The following is a 15,935-nucleotide window of genomic DNA, read 5'->3' on the forward strand; positions in this document are numbered from 1 at the left end:
AATGACCCACCGCTTTCGCGAGCAGGCTCGCTCCCACATAAAGCACTTCTCCAGATCTGTGTTACTTGCCGGTAATCATCGGCAGGTTCAGCCCCTGCTCCTTCGCACAATCAATCGCGATCTGGTAACCCGCATCGGCGTGACGCATGACACCCGTCGCCGGGTCGTTGTGCAGCACGCGCGCGATGCGCTCGGCCGCTTCATCCGTACCGTCGCAGACAATCACCATGCCCGAATGCTGCGAGAAGCCCATGCCCACGCCGCCGCCGTGATGCAAGGAAACCCAGGTTGCGCCGCTCGCGGTGTTGAGCAGCGCATTGAGCAGCGGCCAGTCGGACACGGCGTCGGAACCGTCCTGCATCGATTCGGTTTCACGGTTGGGGCTGGCCACCGAACCGGAGTCCAGGTGGTCGCGACCGATCACGATCGGCGCTGACAACTCACCGCTACGTACCATTTCGTTGAACGCCAGACCGAGCTTGGCGCGCAGGCCCAGACCGACCCAGCAGATACGTGCCGGCAGACCCTGGAAGCTGATGCGCTCACGGGCCATGTCCAGCCAGTTGTGCAGGTGGGCGTCGTCTGGAATCAGTTCTTTGACTTTAGCGTCGGTCTTGTAGATGTCCTCGGCGTTGCCCGACAGTGCGGCCCAGCGGAACGGACCGATGCCACGGCAGAACAGCGGACGGATGTAAGCCGGTACGAAGCCCGGGAAGTCGAACGCGTTTTCCACGCCTTCTTCTTGCGCCATCTGACGGATGTTGTTGCCGTAATCGAATGTCGGAATGCCCATCTTCTGGAACTCCAGCATCGCTTTCACGTGCACAGCCATCGATTGCTTGGCGGCTTTGACCACGGCAGCAGGTTCGGTTTTGGCGCGAGCGCGGTACTCGTCCCAGGTCCAGCCGGCCGGCAAATAACCGTTGAGCGGATCGTGGGCGCTGGTCTGGTCGGTGACCATGTCCGGGCGCACACCGCGCTTGACCAGTTCCGGCAGAATTTCCGCGGCGTTACCCAGCAGCGCGATGGAGATCGCCTTGCCTTCCTTGGTGTATTTCTCGATACGCGCCAGTGCGTCGTCAAGGCTCGTGGCTTGCTCGTCGACATAGCGGCTGTTCAGGCGGAAATCGATGCTGACCTGCTGGCATTCGATGTTCAGTGAGCACGCCCCGGCCAGGGTCGCGGCCAGCGGTTGCGCGCCGCCCATGCCGCCCAAACCTGCGGTCAGCACCCAACGACCTTTCAGATTGTCGTTGTAATGCTGGCGACCGGCTTCGACGAAGGTTTCGTAAGTGCCCTGGACGATGCCTTGGCTACCGATATAGATCCAGCTGCCGGCGGTCATCTGTCCGTACATGGCCAGGCCTTTGGCGTCGAGTTCGTTGAAGTGCTCCCAGCTCGCCCAGTGCGGCACCAGGTTGGAGTTGGCGATCAGCACGCGCGGCGCATTGCTGTGGGTCTTGAACACGCCGACGGGCTTGCCGGATTGCACCAGCAGGGTCTCGTCGTCATTCAGGTTAGTCAGGCTCTCTACGATTTTGTCGTAGCACTCCCAGTTACGCGCAGCACGACCGATACCACCGTAAACCACCAGTTCTTTAGGGTTCTCGGCGACTTCCGGGTCGAGGTTGTTCATCAACATTCGCAGCGGCGCTTCGGTCAGCCAGCTCTTGGCGGTCAGCGTGTTACCGCGTGCGGCACGGATTTCAACGTCACGGCGCTTGGTGAAAGAAGCAGTCGTAGATTTATTGTCAGTCACGAAAAAGACTCCTCAGCGATCAATTCAAACCAACCCTGGCAGTGGGCAAGCAGCCTGCGCGCTTCGTTGCGGCGCAAACGAATCAGTGGACGCTGCAGAGAGTCTCGATCGACTCATACGCATACGTCTTTACTTGTACATACAAGCATATGCAATCGAGCGGCCAACTTTTTGAATCAAATCTTTTGAGGAAACCGGCGCAGGGCTGGAGAGCGCCTGAACCGTGGGTTCTGGCGAAGATGAAATTTTTGCAGGGGGATTTTTCGGAGGGGTGGCTGTTGATTTTTAAGCGTAGCTTTGCGCCACGCTGGGGCGTTCGGTAACAAGATGGTGCGCGATGGGAAACAGGTAAAGAGGCTTTTGTGGTGAGGGGGCTTGGCGAAACGTCGCACCGCCCCGTTGGGCTGCGCAGCAGTCCTGTTGTTTTTTGGGGCCGCTTCGCGACCCAACGGGGGCAAGCCCCCTCGCCACAGTGGATCTGTTCAGCAGTTGATCAGCGTGCGGTCAGTTCGATTACGCAGCAGGCGCCGGTAATGGAGACTTCCAGCAGTCCGTTGTTTGCGTCGAGTTGCAAGCAGTCGTGGCGACCCAACTCTGAGGCGCTGTTACCGACTTTGACTTCCAGCGCATCGCTGACACTGAACACCAGCACCGTCCCCGCCGAACTGAAAAACCGTTGCTCGCCTTCCAGCCACTGCAGCCGTGCGCTGTAACGTTGCGGCGCGTAAATCAGGTTGAAATCGCGGATGGGTCCGCCGAGCAATTTGCAGGAAACCAGGCTCTCGCCGCTGAAGGCAAACGGGTCGAGCGGTAACAACGGCCGAGTGTTTTGACCGTCAATCCGCAAGGTCATGCCTTGGCCTTGCAACACAGTGATCACGCGTTGGTAGCCGGTGAATGTGGAAAATCCACCCGACTCACCAATGTCGGCAATCGACAGACGCCAGCCAAAACCATCGAGACCCGTCCCCGCGTCGCGGGTGATTTCTTCAGTGCTGCCGCCGCCGTTTTTCCACGGCATGCGCGGATAATCGACCGCGCGCAAAACCTTCAATTCGCTCATTTGTGGCTCTTTATTTATGAAAGCGTCCTTCCAGACGATGACGGGAACCTGGGTGGATCAGACGGGCGGCGGTCACGGGTTGACGGCCCGACCAGGTACGGCGACGAATTAACAGGCAAGGCTCGCCTTTTTCAATCTGCAGCAACTTGCATTCGGACGCCTCGGCCAGAATCGCCTCAACCACGTGCTCCCCTTCGGTCAACGGCGCGACCTGATTCAGATAGGCGTAAGGCGTCTGCAGGGTAAAGTCCTGTTTGAGGTAGTCCGGTGCCACCAGCGCGTTGACGAAGCGGTCTTCGATCTGCACCGGAATATCGTTTTCGAAATGCACGATCAGCGAGTGGAAGACTTTCTGTCCCTCGCGCATGTCCAGCGCCAGCGCACGTTCGGAACCCGCCGCCTCTTCTTCGAGGGTGATGACCTTGCAGGTATGGCGATGGCCGCGCGAAGCGATCTCATCGGCAATGTTGTGCACTTCAAACAAGGCCGACTGGCTTTTCGGCTCGGCGACGAACGTACCGACGCCTTGCATGCGCACCAGCAGACCGTCGGCCGTCATCTCGCGCAGGGCACGGTTGATGGTCATGCGGCTGAAACCGAGCTGGTTGACTAACTCGCTCTCCGACGGAACGCGGTAATGCGGCGGCCAGTTTCCACTATCGATCTGCTGGGTGATCATCTGTTTGACGCGGGCGTACAAGGGCGCCGGACTGTCGCCCATGTGTGCGGCCAACGGTGACACTGGGGGCGGAGTCGGCACGGTTAATCCTTGATCGTCTGATGATGGTGGCTAGCTTGCCGGAGTTTACCGAGCAGGCAAACGTCTGTATATGTATATACAAATAACACACGATGGGGTGCTGAACCATGTCCGCCTTCTTTGCCGATCGCGCGCTGCTGCCTAGTGGATGGGCCAATAATGTACGTCTTGAGGTCAGCGCCGACGGCGTTCTAACCCGCATCCAGGCCGATTCCCACGCTGATGGCGCCGAGCGGCTGAACGGTCCGCTACTGCCGGGAATGCCGAATCTGCACTCCCACGCATTCCAGCGCGCGATGGCCGGGCTGGCGGAAGTGGCGGGCAATCCGAACGACAGTTTCTGGACCTGGCGCGATCTGATGTACCGGCTCGTCGGAAAAATAAGCCCGGATCAGCTCGGTGTCATCGCCCGACAGCTTTACATCGAAATGCTCAAGGCCGGTTACACCTCGGTCGCAGAATTCCATTACGTTCATCACGACGCCAGCGGCCAGCCTTACGCCGACCCGGCCGAACTGGCCTTGCACATCAGTCAGGCGGCGCGCTCTGCAGGCATCGGCCTGACCCTGCTGCCGGTGCTCTACAGTCACTCCGGTTTTGGCGGCCAGATCCCGAACGACGGTCAGCGCCGTTTTATCAACAGCACCGAAAGTTACCTGAAGCTTCAAGCGCATCTGCAGCCGATCCTGGCAAGGCAGCCCGCGCAATCCCTGGGTTTGTGTTTCCACTCATTGCGCGCGGTCACGCCACAGCAGATCAGCGAAGTGCTCGCGGCCAGCGACAAGCAGTGCCCGGTGCACATTCACATCGCCGAGCAGCAAAAGGAAGTCGACGACTGCCTGAGCTGGAGTGGTCGCCGTCCGCTGCAATGGCTGTATGAAAACGCCGAAGTCGATCAGCGCTGGTGCCTGGTTCACGCCACTCACGCCAACCCGGAAGAGGTCACGCTGATGGCCAAGAGTCGCGCCATTGCCGGTCTGTGCCTGACCACCGAGGCCAATCTGGGCGACGGGATATTCCCGGCGGTGGACTTTCTGGCTCAGGGTGGGCGGATGGGCATCGGCTCCGACAGCCATGTGTCATTGAGTGTGGTGGAAGAATTGCGCTGGCTGGAATACGGCCAGCGTTTGCGCGATCAGCGCCGTAACCGCTTGTATGGCGCGGACCAGCCGATGGTCGGCCGCACACTGTATGACGCGGCACTGGATGGCGGCGCTCAGGCGCTGGGGCAACCGATTGGTGCGCTGGAAGTTGGCAAACGGGCGGATTGGCTGGTGCTGGATGGCAACGATCCGTACCTGGCGACGGCCAATGGTGACGGGATTTTGAATCGTTGGTTGTTCGCCGGTGGCGATCGCCAGGTGCGCGATGTGCTGGTCAATGGTCAGTGGGTGGTGCGGGACGGGCGTCATGCCGCAGAAGACGACAGTAATCGCGCGTTCACCCAGGTTCTGCGCGACCTCCTGGGCTGACAACCGATCCCTGTAGGAGCCGGCTTGCTGGCGATGGGGGAGTGTCAGTCAACTTTGATGTAGCTGACACACCATCGCCAGCAAGCCGGCTCCTACAAAGGATTTGCGATCAATGCGACGTCTTCGCCATCTGAGTATCCGACGCTCGCCAGATCAGCCGCGTGGTGTCGTAACCCTGCTGACGCGCCTTGCTCAGCAATTCTTCTCGCACGACGCCATTGACTGATGGCGACCGCGACAGCAGCCACAAGTACTTGCGACTTGGATCGCCGACGATGGCGGTCTTGTAGTCATCGCTGACGTACAACACCCAGTATTGCCCCTTGGCCACGCCGGGCAGCAAACGCGAGAACCAGGTATCAAACTCCACCCACAGCTTGTCGGTCTTGCCCGGCACTTGCGGGTAAGCCGTGCCTTCAGCCTCTTCCCACTGCCAGTTTTCAGTCAGGCAGCGGTTCAATACCAATACGTTGCCGTCTGGCTTGAGCGTGTAATGAGCTTCGGATTGTGCGCAGTTGCGCTGGAAGTACATCGGCAGTCGGGCCAGCTCGTACCAAGTCCCTTGGTACTTCTTCAGATTGACACTGTCGACGGTTTTCGGCGCCAAAGGATCTTCGCCAGAAGTGGCGCAGCCAGCCAATACCAGGCCGGCAAAAAGGAGGATCAATAACCGCTTCATTGTTTTTCTCCCGTGGGCAATTGCCCCGGTTTACTTCAGGCCTTGGCCGGAAAACATCAGCACTTTGTCACCGGCATACTGCACGCTGATAAAGCTGTTCTTGTCGCCCCAAGTGCAGCTGGACATGCCGAGTGCACCCGAGCAATCCGTGGCTTTGCCGAGCAAGGCTTCTACTTCAGCCTTGGGCATGCCTGCCTCCAACTTGGAATAATTTTCCTGATTGACCTTGCTGCATGCAGCAAGCAGCACGCAGAACGACAGCAAGGCGATGGATCGCAGCGACATGTTGAAACTCCTGGAGCGAAGGGGGTTGGCAGAGGCTGCCAAGCTGAACCTTAGAAGAGCAAACCCCTATCTGGTTCCCTGATAGTCAGGCTATTTGTGAAGCCGCTCGTCTGGCTTTTTTGAAATTTCAGGAACTTTCGCTGGCTGTTGAGCATTTCGTCGCTTTTCCAGAATGTGCCTAATCTTTGACGCTGAGCTGTCGACATATTCATCAGGAAGAAATTTGCGCCTACAACAGCCCCTTCGCGGTAGCTCAACTAATGACCAGAAACATGAAATTCAGCCACAAGATCCTGTTGGCTGCCGCCCTCGTGGTGGCCGTTGCATTCGCTTGTTTCATAATGTTCAACGACTATCGCCAGCGTCAGACGCTGCGCACCAGCACCGAAACGTCGATGCAGGAACTCGGCAGCCTGACCACCAGCAACATTCAGACCTGGCTGGAAAGTCGCATCCAGCTGCTGCAATCACTGTCCCAGCAGATCGCCGTGGACGGCAGTGCGCCGGCCAGCCTCAAACGCGCCATTGACCTGCCGGCTTACACCAGCAATTTTCAGCTGAGCTATTTCGGCGGTACTGACGGCGTGATGTTCTCGATCCCGGCCGGCAATCGCGCCGCCGACTACGATCCACGCGCCCGCGGCTGGTACAAAGCGGCCAACAGTGCGCAGCAGACTGTCGTAACAGAACCGTATATCGCGGCCTCTTCGGGCAAACTGGTCATCACCGTTGCCACACCCGTGAAGCGTGAAGGTCAGATGATCGGCGTCGCCGGTGCTGACATCGACCTGTCCAGCGTCAGCGCAATCATCAACTCGCTGAACTTCGGTGGCCATGGCCATGCGTTCATCGTCGGTGCCGACGGCAAGATCCTGATCCACCCGGACAGCAAACTGGTGCTGAAGAATCTGGCCGAGGCATACCCGAGCGGCGCGCCGCAGGTCAGCCCCGGCATGAAAGAGGTCGAGATCGACGGCAAGCGCCAGTTCATCTCCTTCACCCACGTCAATGGCGTGCCGTCGGCAGACTGGTATGTCGCGCTGGTGCTGGATCAGGACACCGCGTTCGCGATGCTCAGCGAATTTCGCACTTCGGCGATCATTGCCATGGTCATCGCCGTGGTGATCATCATTGCGCTGCTGGGCATGCTGATCAGTTTTCTGATGCAGCCTTTGCTGACCATGGGCCGCGCCATGCATGACATCGCCGAAGGCGAAGGTGACCTGACCAAACGGCTGACCATTCATGGCCAGGATGAATTCGGTGCGCTGGGCACGTCGTTCAACCGGTTTGTGGAGCGAATTCACACCTCGATTCGTGAGGTGTCTTCGGCCACCGGCCAGGTCAACGAAGTCGCCCTGCGCGTGGTTGCCGCCTCGAACTCGTCGATGTTCAACTCCGACCAGCAAGCCTCGCGCACCAGCAGCGTTGCTGCCGCAATCAACCAGCTCGGCGCCGCCGCCCAGGAAATCGCCCAGAACGCCGCCCTCGCCTCTCAGCATTCCAGCGACGCGCGGGCACTGGCCGAAGACGGCCAGCAAGTGGTGGATAAAACCATTGCAGCGATGCAGCAGCTGTCGGCGAAGATCAGCGATTCGTGCGGCAATATCGAAACGCTCAATAGCAACACGGTCAACATCGGGCAGATTCTGGAAGTGATCACCAGCATCTCGCAGCAAACCAACCTGCTGGCACTCAACGCCGCCATTGAAGCCGCCCGTGCCGGGGAAGCGGGACGCGGGTTTGCCGTGGTCGCTGATGAAGTCCGCAACCTCGCCCATCGCACGCAGGATTCGGCGCAGCAAGTGCAGAAAATGATCGAGGAACTGCAAGTCGGCGCCCGCGAAGCAGTCAGCACCATGACCGACAGCCAGCGCCAGAGCGAGAGCAGCGTCGGCATTGCCAACCAGGCGGGCGAGCGTCTGGGCAGCGTGACTCAGCGCATCGGCGAAATCGACGGTATGAATCAGTCCGTAGCGACCGCGACTGAAGAACAGACGGCGGTGGTGGAGTCGATCAACGTCGACATTACCGAGATCAACATGCTCAACCAGGAAGGTGTGGAGAACCTGCACTCGACCCTGCGCGCATGCTCGGACCTTGAGCAGCAAGCGGCGAGATTGAAGCAGTTGGTGGGTAGTTTCAGGATTTAAGGCGCTCTCACTGGCCTCATCGCCAGCAGGCTGGCTCCCACAGAGGATTTGTGAACGACACAAACCAAATGTGGGAGCCAGCCTGCTGGCGATGGCGGCATCAGCAACAACGAAGAATTAGAATCTGGACCCAGGCTGCGCAAGAAACACCAACTCCTCAGCCGTCGACTCCCTTCCCAGCATCGCGTTGCGATGGGGAAACCGTCCAAACCGCGCAATGACCTTCTGATGCTTCTCGGCAAAGTTCAGGTAATCGGCAAACAATGCCCGATCGGCCTGCGGCTGCTGCGCGAGCAGATCGATGTGTCGCGACACCGACTCGTTCTGCACTGCAAGATTTTCGCAGTGCTCGAACACCAAGTAGATGAACACCCGCTGGATGGGCCGCAACTGCCGATCGAAATCCGCAGCAATACCCTGCGCCACCAGCGCTTGAGCTCTGAGGTCGCCGGAAAAGGATTTGGGGGAATTGCGAAAAATCATGCGTGGCAATTGATCGAGCAACAGCACCAGTGCCAGCCAACCTTCGGGGCGTTGCGCCCACTCGGTCAATTCGCCGGCCAGTGCCTGCTCGACCCAGTCCCCGAAACGCATTTGCGCGTCGAGGTCCTGGCTGTCGCGTTTGCCGAACCACAACTTGCCCTTGTCAGCCACTGTCTCTTGCACTGATTCGGAGGAACCGAACCACCAGTCGAGCAATGGCTGCCAAGGCGCGGTCATGCTTTATTCCTTGTGGTAAGCCGTAACACGTGCAACTTCTTCTTTCGAACCGAGGTACACCGCTACGCGCTGGTGCAGGCCTTCAGGCTGAATGTCGAGGATGCGCTGATGGCCGTCGGTGGACGCACCGCCCGCTTGCTCAACCAGGAACGACATCGGATTGGCTTCGTACATCAGGCGCAGTTTGCCCGGCTTCGACGGCTCGCGGCTGTCGCGTGGGTACATGAACAGACCGCCACGGGTCAGGATGCGGTGCACGTCGGCAACCATCGCGGCCACCCAGCGCATGTTGTAGTTCTTCTTCAGCGGGCCTTCCTCACCTGCCAGCAATTCGCTGACATAACGCTGCACCGGTGCTTCCCAGTGACGCTGGTTGGACGAGTTGATGGCGAATTCCTGGGTGGACTCAGGAATGGTGATGTCTTCGTGAGTGAGCACGAAACTGCCCATTTCACGGTCCAGGGTGAAGCCTTTGACGCCGTCGCCCAGGGTCAGCACCAGCATGGTCTGCGGGCCGTAAATGGCATAACCGGCCGCTACTTGCTCGGTGCCTGGCTGCAGGAAGGCCTTTTCATTCAGGGCTTCGTTCTGGCTGAGGTATTCGCTCGGGCAACGCAGTACCGAGAAAATGGTGCCGACCGGAGCGTTGATGTCGATGTTCGACGAACCGTCCAGTGGGTCGAATACCAGCAGGTAGGCGCCTTTTGGGTATTTGCCCGGGATCTGGTAGGCGTTGTCCATCTCTTCGGACGCCATGCCAGCCAAGTGGCCGCCCCATTCGTTGGCTTCGAGCAGAATCTCGTTGGAAATCACATCGAGTTTCTTCTGCACTTCGCCTTGAACGTTTTCGGTGCCCATGCTGCCCAGAACACCACCCAGGGCGCCTTTGGACACGGCGTGGCTGATTTCTTTACAGGCGCGCGCCACCACTTCGATCAGGAAACGCAGATCGGCAGGCGTGTTGTTGCTACGGGTCTGCTCAATCAGATAGCGACTCAGGGTAACGCGGGACATGGAAGGCTCCGGTGGAATGGGGGGCTAAAAACCCGCGCAGTTTAGCGCGAGTCGCGGTGCATTTGCTCCTATCAGACGTGATCCGCCCAAGAGAGTTCATGTGTCGGGTTCAGCGTAGTTGGAAACAGATTGGATGAGCGTTGAGATTCACGGCATTTTCGAATTTTTCTTCGATTGAAAGACAGTCTCCTCAGGATTTCTCAGAGGATTTACGCAGCAAGCTGAATGCCATCGCAGCCAGGAATACGACGCTGAGCAACAGCACTGCCCACAAGCCGAACTTCTTCCAGTCGGTTTCAGCCTGAGATGTCGAGGTTGCCGTTGATCCCGATGCGACCATCGCCGCTTCATCTACCGCTGCCGTGCCCAACGACGCCCCAATGGTGAGCCGTGCGCCAGCCAGAACCAGCGCAGACCCTCGCTCGTTCGCGCTTCCCGCTCAGCGAGCAAGCACTGCCAGGCATGCTCGCCGCCTATGGCGCGCGGGTTTTCACAGGTCATCGAGCAGCGGACGGCTGGACTGTGCAGAGGTGGCGGCTATTGGTTTGAGTTCGGCAGGCAACTCCCAGATCAATTCCGGGGAAGCGGCAGGAATTTCGTCGAGGGTGAAATGAAGGGTCACAGATATCCCTAAGCAGCCCACTGCCGGGCGGATCCCACAAACCCAATGTGGGAGCGGGCTTGCTCGCGAAAAGGGGCATCACATTCAACATTTTATAGTGAATGTCAGTGCGCATTCGCGAGCAAGCCCGCCCCCACAAGGGTTAAGCGGGCGCTCAGTATATCGATCCGACCCAACAACCGTTGGGCCTTGCTCACATTTGTTGAGGAAGTTACTCCAACGCTTTCCAGATCTCCGTGGCGTACTCGCGAATGGTCCGATCCGATGAGAACCAGCCCATACGGGAAGTGTTCAACACTGCCGAACGCCACCATTGCTGCGAATCATGCCAATGCGCTTCGACGCGCATCTGCGCATCCCAGTAGGAATCGAAATCGGCACACACCAGGAAGCGGTCGTAGTCGATCAACGAATCGATGAAGCCGGCATAACGCGACGGATCATCCGGCGAGAACACCCCGCCGCGGATCGCTTGCAGCACATCATTGAGGCGATGCGAAGCAGCAATGTCCGGCGTCGCATTGAACTCGTGGTTCTGCTTGCGTGCTTCTACCTGCTGCGCGCTCAGGCCGAAAATGAACATATGCTCGGCGCCGATTCGCTCGCACATTTCCACGTTCGCGCCGTCCAGCGTGCCGATGGTCAACGCGCCGTTGAGGCCGAACTTCATGTTGCTGGTGCCGGACGCCTCGAAACCTGCGGTGGAAATCTGCTCCGACAAATCCGCCGCCGGAATAATGCTTTCCGCGAGGCTGACGTTGTAGTTGGGCAGGAACACCACTTTGAGCAAGCCGCGCACGGTCGGGTCGTTATTGACCACCCGGGCAATGTCGTTGGTCAGTTTGATGATCAGCTTGGCCTGGTGATAACTGGCAGCGGCCTTGCCGGCGAAAATCTTCACGCGCGGCACCCAGTCGATTTCCGGCTCGGCACGAATCGCCTGATACAGCGCGACGGTGTGCAGCAGGTTAAGCAACTGGCGCTTGTATTCGTGAATCCGTTTGACCTGCACGTCGAACATCGCCGCCGGGTTGACCGCCACGCCGAGCCGCTCGTGAATGATGTAGGCCAGGGCTTTTTTGCTGTGCAGACGCTGCTCGGCGAAGGCTTTGCGGAACGCCGGCTGTTCGGCGAACGGTTCCAGATCGAGCAAACGCTCTTCCGGGTTATCCAGCAGATCCGGCCCAAGCGCATCGACCAGCATCGAGGTCAATTCCGAGTTGGCCTGATACAGCCAGCGGCGGAAGGTGATGCCGTTGGTCTTGTTGTTGATTCGCTCCGGGTAGAGCTTGTGCAGCTCGGAGAACACGGTTTTGCGCATCAGCTGCGTGTGCAGCCCCGATACGCCGTTGACGCTGTGCGAACCGAGGAACGCCAGGTTACCCATACGCACGCGGCGGCCGTTGTCTTCTTCGATCAACGATACGGCGCGCAGCACATCAAAATCGTGAACGCCTTTGGCGCGCAGCGAGTCGATGTGTTGCGCGTTGATCAGGTAGATGATCTGCATGTGCCGCGGCAGCATGCGCTCCATCAGCCCGACCGGCCAGGTTTCCAGCGCTTCGGGCAACAGCGTGTGGTTGGTGTACGACAGCGTGTCCACCGTGACCTGCCATGCCGCATCCCACGCCACGTCATAGACGTCGACCAACTGCCGCATGAGCTCGGCCACTGAAATCGAAGGGTGAGTGTCGTTGAGCTGGATGGCCGCGTGGTCACCCAAGGTCAGCACGGAGGTGTGCATGTTGCGATGGCGTCGCAGCAAGTCTTGCAACGACGCTGCAACAAAGAAATATTCCTGACGCAGGCGCAGTTCCTGGCCGGCCTCGGTGCTGTCCGCCGGGTAAAGCACGCGGGAGATACTTTCGGCCCGGGCAACTTCCGCCACGGCGCCCAAGTGGTCGCCGGCGTTGAAGCGCTCAAGGTGCAAGTCTTCCACGGCACGGGCGCGCCACAGCCGCAAGGTATTGACGCTGGCTCCGCGCCAGCCGACCACTGGCGTGTCGTACGCAATGGCGCGCACGGTCTCCGCCGGGGTCCAGACTTGTTTGGTTTTGCCCGATTCGTCGGTGACCGTTTCGACGCTGCCGCCGAACCCGATCGGATACACCACTTCTGGTCGTTCGAACTCCCACGGGTTACCGAAATCCAGCCAGTGTTCGGTCTGCTCCTGCTGCCAGCCATCGACGATGGCCTGGCGGAACAAACCGTGTTCGTAACGAATGCCATAACCGTGACCGGCAATGCCGAGGGTCGACATGCTTTCCATGAAGCACGCGGCCAGACGGCCGAGGCCGCCGTTGCCCAGAGCAGCATCGGGTTCGAGCAAGCGGATGCGCTCGATGTCGACGCCGAGCTCGGTCATGGCTTCGCGGGCGACGTCGAGCAAGCCGAGGTTGCTCAGGCTGTCGTAGAGCAACCGGCCGATGAGGAATTCGAGAGAGAGGTAATAAACCCGTTTCTGACCTTTGCGGTAGATCTGCCGGGTGTGGTCCATCCAGTGCTCGACCATGTGATCGCGCGCGGCGAGCGCAATGGCTTCGAACCAGTCGTGGTCGAAGGCGTGATCCGGGTCTTTGCCCACCGCGTAGGTGAGTTTGGTCAAGACGGCGTCGCGAAATGCGGCCACCTCTGCTTCGCGAACTAGTGGTTCTTGAGTCATCGATAGGACCTCGAGCGAGCGTGAAGTTTCTGAGCCTAGACGCTCTGACAGGTTGCCGGGGCTCTTGTTCGGCAGTTTTCCCTGATAGTGCGAAATCCGTCGTCATTACTTTGGCAGATGCCTGAATCAATGCAGGGGCCGTGCCGAAAGACCGGGCGTTTCGCATGATCCGGGAAAAAATCTGGCGAAAGGTTGTTCAAAAATCCACCAGTCCCGGTATGATCGCGCGCCCTGATGCACACGCTGGTAACAACCGATGATGAAGTCCAACCTGATCGCTGCCGCCGAGATTGATCGCCTCGATACCTGGGCCAAGTACTCTGCGCCTATGTGCGGCTCCTGCGTATCCAGCTGCTGCACGCTGCCCGTCGAGGTCAAGATCAAGGATCTGATCCGCATCGGCATCGTCGATGAGTTCGAGCGTGGTGAACCGGCGAAAAACATTGCCAAGCGTTTGCAGAAGGAAGGGATCGTCGAGCGCTACAACCAGAAATCGGAAATCTTCACGCTACAGCGCATGAGCAATAACGATTGCCTGTATCTGGATCGTAAAAGCCGTTTGTGCACGATTTATGAAAAGCGTCCTGATACTTGCCGCAATCACCCGAAGATCGGCCCGCGGCCGGGGTATTGCGCTTACAAGCCGAAGGAAGTGGCGCGCGAGACCAGCGAGAGCCGTCGTACTCTCGAGAAGTTCTGATCCAACATTTCGCCGCCTGCCCGGGCCTCATCGCGAGCAGGCTCGCTCCCACAGTGGCCGGTGGCGTTCACAAAATCGGTGCTCACCGCCGAGCCCTGTGGGAGCGAGCCTGCTCGCGATGAGGCCGACACAAACACCGTAAAAATCCCAGACAAACAAAAACGCCCCCGATCTCGCGATCGGGGGCGTTTTTTCAAGCGCTAACTAAGTCGAAACTCAGTTGCCGCTTTTCTTGGCAGCGCGGGTACGCTCGCTTTCGCCCAGGATCTTCTTGCGAAGACGGATGGACTTAGGAGTGACTTCGCACAATTCGTCTTCTTGAACGAATTCCAGAGCCTGCTCCAGGGTGAAACGGATAGGCGGAACCAGAGCGATGGTTTCGTCTTTACCCGAAGCACGCATGTTGTCGAGCTTCTTGCCTTTGGTAGGGTTAACGCCCAGGTCGTTGTCGCGGCTGTTGATGCCGACGATTTGACCTTCGTACACGTCTTCACCGTGACCCAGGAACAATTTGCCGCGAGCTTGCAGGGTTTCCAGCGAGTAAGTCAGAGCCTTACCGGTAGCAACCGAAACCAGCACGCCGTTCTGACGGCCGGACATGTCGCCGGACTTCATTACGTCGTAACGGTCGAAGATCGAGGTCAGGATGCCTGCACCGGAGGTCAGGGTCAGGAACTCGTTACGGAAACCGATCAAGCCACGAGCCGGGATGTTGTACTCAAGGCGCACACGGCCCTTGCCATCCGGAACCATGTTGGTCAGGTCGCCCTTACGGATACCGATCTGCTCCATGATCGAACCTTGCGATTCTTCCGGCAGGTCGATGGTCACGTTTTCGTACGGTTCGTGCTTGACGCCATCAACCATACGGATGATCACTTCCGGACGACCAACACCCATTTCGAAGCCTTCGCGACGCATGGTTTCGATCAGTACCGAGAGGTGCAGCTCACCACGGCCGGAGACTTTGAACTTGTCGGCGCTGTCGCCCTCTTCAACGCGCAGAGCAACGTTGTAGAGCAGTTCCTTGTCCAGACGTTCCTTGATGTTACGGGAAGTCACGAACTTGCCTTCTTTACCGCAGAAAGGCGAGTCGTTTACCTGGAAGGTCATGGAAACAGTCGGCTCGTCAACGGTCAGCGGCTTCATCGCTTCAACGTTCAACGGGTCGCACAGGGTGTCCGAGATGAACAGCTGATCGAAACCGCTGATGCAGACGATGTCGCCGGCAGCTGCTTCGTCAACGTCGATGCGGTGCAGACCGTGGTGGCCCATCAGCTTGAGGATACGACCGGTACGCTTCTTGCCGTCGGCGTCGATAGCGACAACCGGAGTGTTCGGCTTGATGCGACCACGAGCGATACGGCCAACGCCGATAACACCCAGGAAGCTGTTGTAGTCCAGAGCCGAGATTTGCATCTGGAACGGACCGTCACGGTCAACTTGCGGCGCAGGTACGTTGTCGACGATCGACTGGTACAGCGGGGTCATGTCTTCAGCCATGTCGGTGTGTTCCAGACCGGCAATGCCGTTCAGGGCCGAGGCGTAGACGACTTTGAAGTCAAGCTGTTCTTCGGTGGCACCGAGGTTGTCGAACAGGTCGAAGATCTGGTCCAGAACCCAGTCCGGACGCGCGCCTGGACGGTCAACCTTGTTGATCACCACGATTGGACGCAGGCCGGCTTCGAAAGCCTTCTTGGTCACGAAACGGGTTTGCGGCATAGGGCCGTCTTGAGCGTCAACCAGCAGCAGAACGGAGTCAACCATCGACATTACGCGTTCAACTTCGCCGCCGAAGTCGGCGTGACCCGGGGTGTCCACGATGTTGATGTGGAAGCCGTTCCAGTTGATGGCGGTGTTTTTCGCCAGAATGGTAATACCGCGCTCTTTCTCCTGGTCGTTGGAGTCCATCACGCGCTCGTCGTTGAGCTCGTTGCGCTCCAGGGTGCCGGATTGACGCAAGAGTTTGTCTACCAGGGTGGTTTTACCATGGTCAACGTGAGCAATGATGGCGATGTTGCGTAGATTTTCGATCACTTGTGTATC

The 15,935-nt window shown here is 58.8% G+C and carries 14 protein-coding genes and 1 pseudogene; 4 read left to right on the top strand and 11 right to left on the bottom strand.

Annotated features, from left to right (window positions below; genetic code table 11):
- Positions 1 to 61: 61 nt before the first annotated feature.
- From hutU to hutC, 3 genes are all read right to left on the bottom strand, one after another.
- Positions 62 to 1,759 (bottom strand): urocanate hydratase, encoded by a 1,698-nt coding sequence (gene hutU / locus ACYZTS_RS05795; RefSeq protein ID WP_461994669.1) that lies wholly within the window; start codon positions 1,757 to 1,759, stop codon positions 62 to 64.
- Positions 1,760 to 2,252: 493 nt separating this feature from the next.
- A complete protein-coding gene (locus ACYZTS_RS05800) occupies positions 2,253 to 2,822 on the bottom strand; it encodes a HutD/Ves family protein (protein ID WP_461994671.1) in 570 nt (189 codons plus the stop codon).
- Positions 2,823 to 2,832: 10 nt separating this feature from the next.
- Entirely contained in the window at positions 2,833 to 3,543 is a 711-nt protein-coding gene (hutC, locus tag ACYZTS_RS05805) for a histidine utilization repressor (RefSeq protein WP_177326944.1), read from the bottom strand.
- 146 nt (positions 3,544 to 3,689) lie between these two features.
- Between hutC and ACYZTS_RS05810 the strand changes: the two genes are divergently transcribed.
- Complete coding sequence (locus ACYZTS_RS05810; RefSeq protein WP_461994673.1) at positions 3,690 to 5,054, top strand: formimidoylglutamate deiminase; 1,365 nt, start codon at positions 3,690 to 3,692, stop codon at positions 5,052 to 5,054.
- A gap of 109 nt (positions 5,055 to 5,163) precedes the next feature.
- Here ACYZTS_RS05810 and ACYZTS_RS05815 read toward each other — a convergent pair whose 3' ends face one another.
- Positions 5,164 to 5,733, bottom strand: a complete 570-nt coding sequence (locus ACYZTS_RS05815) for a lipocalin family protein (protein WP_461994675.1) — start codon at positions 5,731 to 5,733, stop codon at positions 5,164 to 5,166.
- A 30-nt stretch (positions 5,734 to 5,763) separates the two neighbouring features.
- Complete coding sequence (locus tag ACYZTS_RS05820; RefSeq protein WP_028620925.1) at positions 5,764 to 6,018, bottom strand: hypothetical protein; 255 nt, start codon at positions 6,016 to 6,018, stop codon at positions 5,764 to 5,766.
- Between the two features lie 341 nt (positions 6,019 to 6,359).
- Here ACYZTS_RS05820 and ACYZTS_RS05825 point away from each other — a divergent pair.
- Together ACYZTS_RS05825 and ACYZTS_RS05830 are read left to right on the top strand one after the other, a co-directional pair.
- Positions 6,360 to 7,313: pseudogene (locus ACYZTS_RS05825) on the top strand (HAMP domain-containing protein); the annotation flags it as partial.
- A 93-nt stretch (positions 7,314 to 7,406) separates the two neighbouring features.
- Positions 7,407 to 8,171, top strand: coding sequence for a methyl-accepting chemotaxis protein (locus ACYZTS_RS05830; RefSeq protein WP_461996353.1), 765 nt, complete (start codon positions 7,407 to 7,409; stop codon positions 8,169 to 8,171).
- Between the two features lie 117 nt (positions 8,172 to 8,288).
- Here ACYZTS_RS05830 and ACYZTS_RS05835 read toward each other — a convergent pair whose 3' ends face one another.
- From ACYZTS_RS05835 to ACYZTS_RS05855, 5 genes are all read right to left on the bottom strand, one after another.
- Positions 8,289 to 8,891 (bottom strand): DUF924 family protein, encoded by a 603-nt coding sequence (locus ACYZTS_RS05835; protein WP_461994677.1) that lies wholly within the window; start codon positions 8,889 to 8,891, stop codon positions 8,289 to 8,291.
- A 3-nt stretch (positions 8,892 to 8,894) separates the two neighbouring features.
- Positions 8,895 to 9,905: a class 1 fructose-bisphosphatase gene (locus tag ACYZTS_RS05840; protein ID WP_028620929.1), complete on the bottom strand. Its 1,011-nt coding sequence runs from the start codon at positions 9,903 to 9,905 to the stop codon at positions 8,895 to 8,897.
- Positions 9,906 to 10,095: 190 nt separating this feature from the next.
- Positions 10,096 to 10,314 (bottom strand): DUF3999 family protein, encoded by a 219-nt coding sequence (locus ACYZTS_RS05845; RefSeq protein ID WP_461996355.1) that lies wholly within the window; start codon positions 10,312 to 10,314, stop codon positions 10,096 to 10,098.
- 81 nt (positions 10,315 to 10,395) lie between these two features.
- The gene (locus tag ACYZTS_RS05850; RefSeq protein WP_461994679.1) at positions 10,396 to 10,527 is read right to left on the bottom strand and encodes a hypothetical protein; all 132 of its coding nucleotides are present in this window, start codon (positions 10,525 to 10,527) and stop codon (positions 10,396 to 10,398) included.
- A 211-nt stretch (positions 10,528 to 10,738) separates the two neighbouring features.
- Positions 10,739 to 13,189, bottom strand: coding sequence for a glycogen/starch/alpha-glucan phosphorylase (locus tag ACYZTS_RS05855; protein WP_461994681.1), 2,451 nt, complete (start codon positions 13,187 to 13,189; stop codon positions 10,739 to 10,741).
- A gap of 259 nt (positions 13,190 to 13,448) precedes the next feature.
- Between ACYZTS_RS05855 and ACYZTS_RS05860 the strand changes: the two genes are divergently transcribed.
- Positions 13,449 to 13,889 carry a YkgJ family cysteine cluster protein gene (locus ACYZTS_RS05860; protein WP_102136469.1) on the top strand — a complete coding sequence of 147 codons (441 nt, stop codon included), beginning with the start codon at positions 13,449 to 13,451 and terminating at the stop codon, positions 13,887 to 13,889.
- Between the two features lie 216 nt (positions 13,890 to 14,105).
- On the opposite strand, the gene typA is transcribed toward ACYZTS_RS05860, so the two are convergent.
- A complete protein-coding gene (typA, locus tag ACYZTS_RS05865; RefSeq protein ID WP_028620933.1) occupies positions 14,106 to 15,926 on the bottom strand; it encodes a translational GTPase TypA in 1,821 nt (606 codons plus the stop codon).
- Between the last annotated feature and the right edge of the window lie 9 nt (positions 15,927 to 15,935).

The organism is Pseudomonas sp. TMB3-21, assembly GCF_054898145.1.

Excerpts from the sequence above, each read along its gene's own strand:
- ACYZTS_RS05835 (WP_461994677.1), bottom strand. The coding sequence starts at position 8,891 with ATGACCGCGCCTTGGCAGCCATTGCTCGACTGGTGGTTCGGTTCCTCC.
- ACYZTS_RS05810 (WP_461994673.1), top strand. The coding sequence starts at position 3,690 with ATGTCCGCCTTCTTTGCCGATCGCGCGCTGCTGCCTAGTGGATGGGCC.
- ACYZTS_RS05860 (WP_102136469.1), top strand. The coding sequence starts at position 13,449 with ATGAAGTCCAACCTGATCGCTGCCGCCGAGATTGATCGCCTCGATACC.
- ACYZTS_RS05830 (WP_461996353.1), top strand. The coding sequence starts at position 7,407 with ATGTTCAACTCCGACCAGCAAGCCTCGCGCACCAGCAGCGTTGCTGCC.
- hutC (WP_177326944.1), bottom strand. The coding sequence starts at position 3,543 with ATGGGCGACAGTCCGGCGCCCTTGTACGCCCGCGTCAAACAGATGATC.
- ACYZTS_RS05815 (WP_461994675.1), bottom strand. The coding sequence starts at position 5,733 with ATGAAGCGGTTATTGATCCTCCTTTTTGCCGGCCTGGTATTGGCTGGC.
- ACYZTS_RS05855 (WP_461994681.1), bottom strand. The coding sequence starts at position 13,189 with ATGACTCAAGAACCACTAGTTCGCGAAGCAGAGGTGGCCGCATTTCGC.
- ACYZTS_RS05840 (WP_028620929.1), bottom strand. The coding sequence starts at position 9,905 with ATGTCCCGCGTTACCCTGAGTCGCTATCTGATTGAGCAGACCCGTAGC.
- ACYZTS_RS05820 (WP_028620925.1), bottom strand. The coding sequence starts at position 6,018 with ATGTCGCTGCGATCCATCGCCTTGCTGTCGTTCTGCGTGCTGCTTGCT.
- ACYZTS_RS05800 (WP_461994671.1), bottom strand. The coding sequence starts at position 2,822 with ATGAGCGAATTGAAGGTTTTGCGCGCGGTCGATTATCCGCGCATGCCG.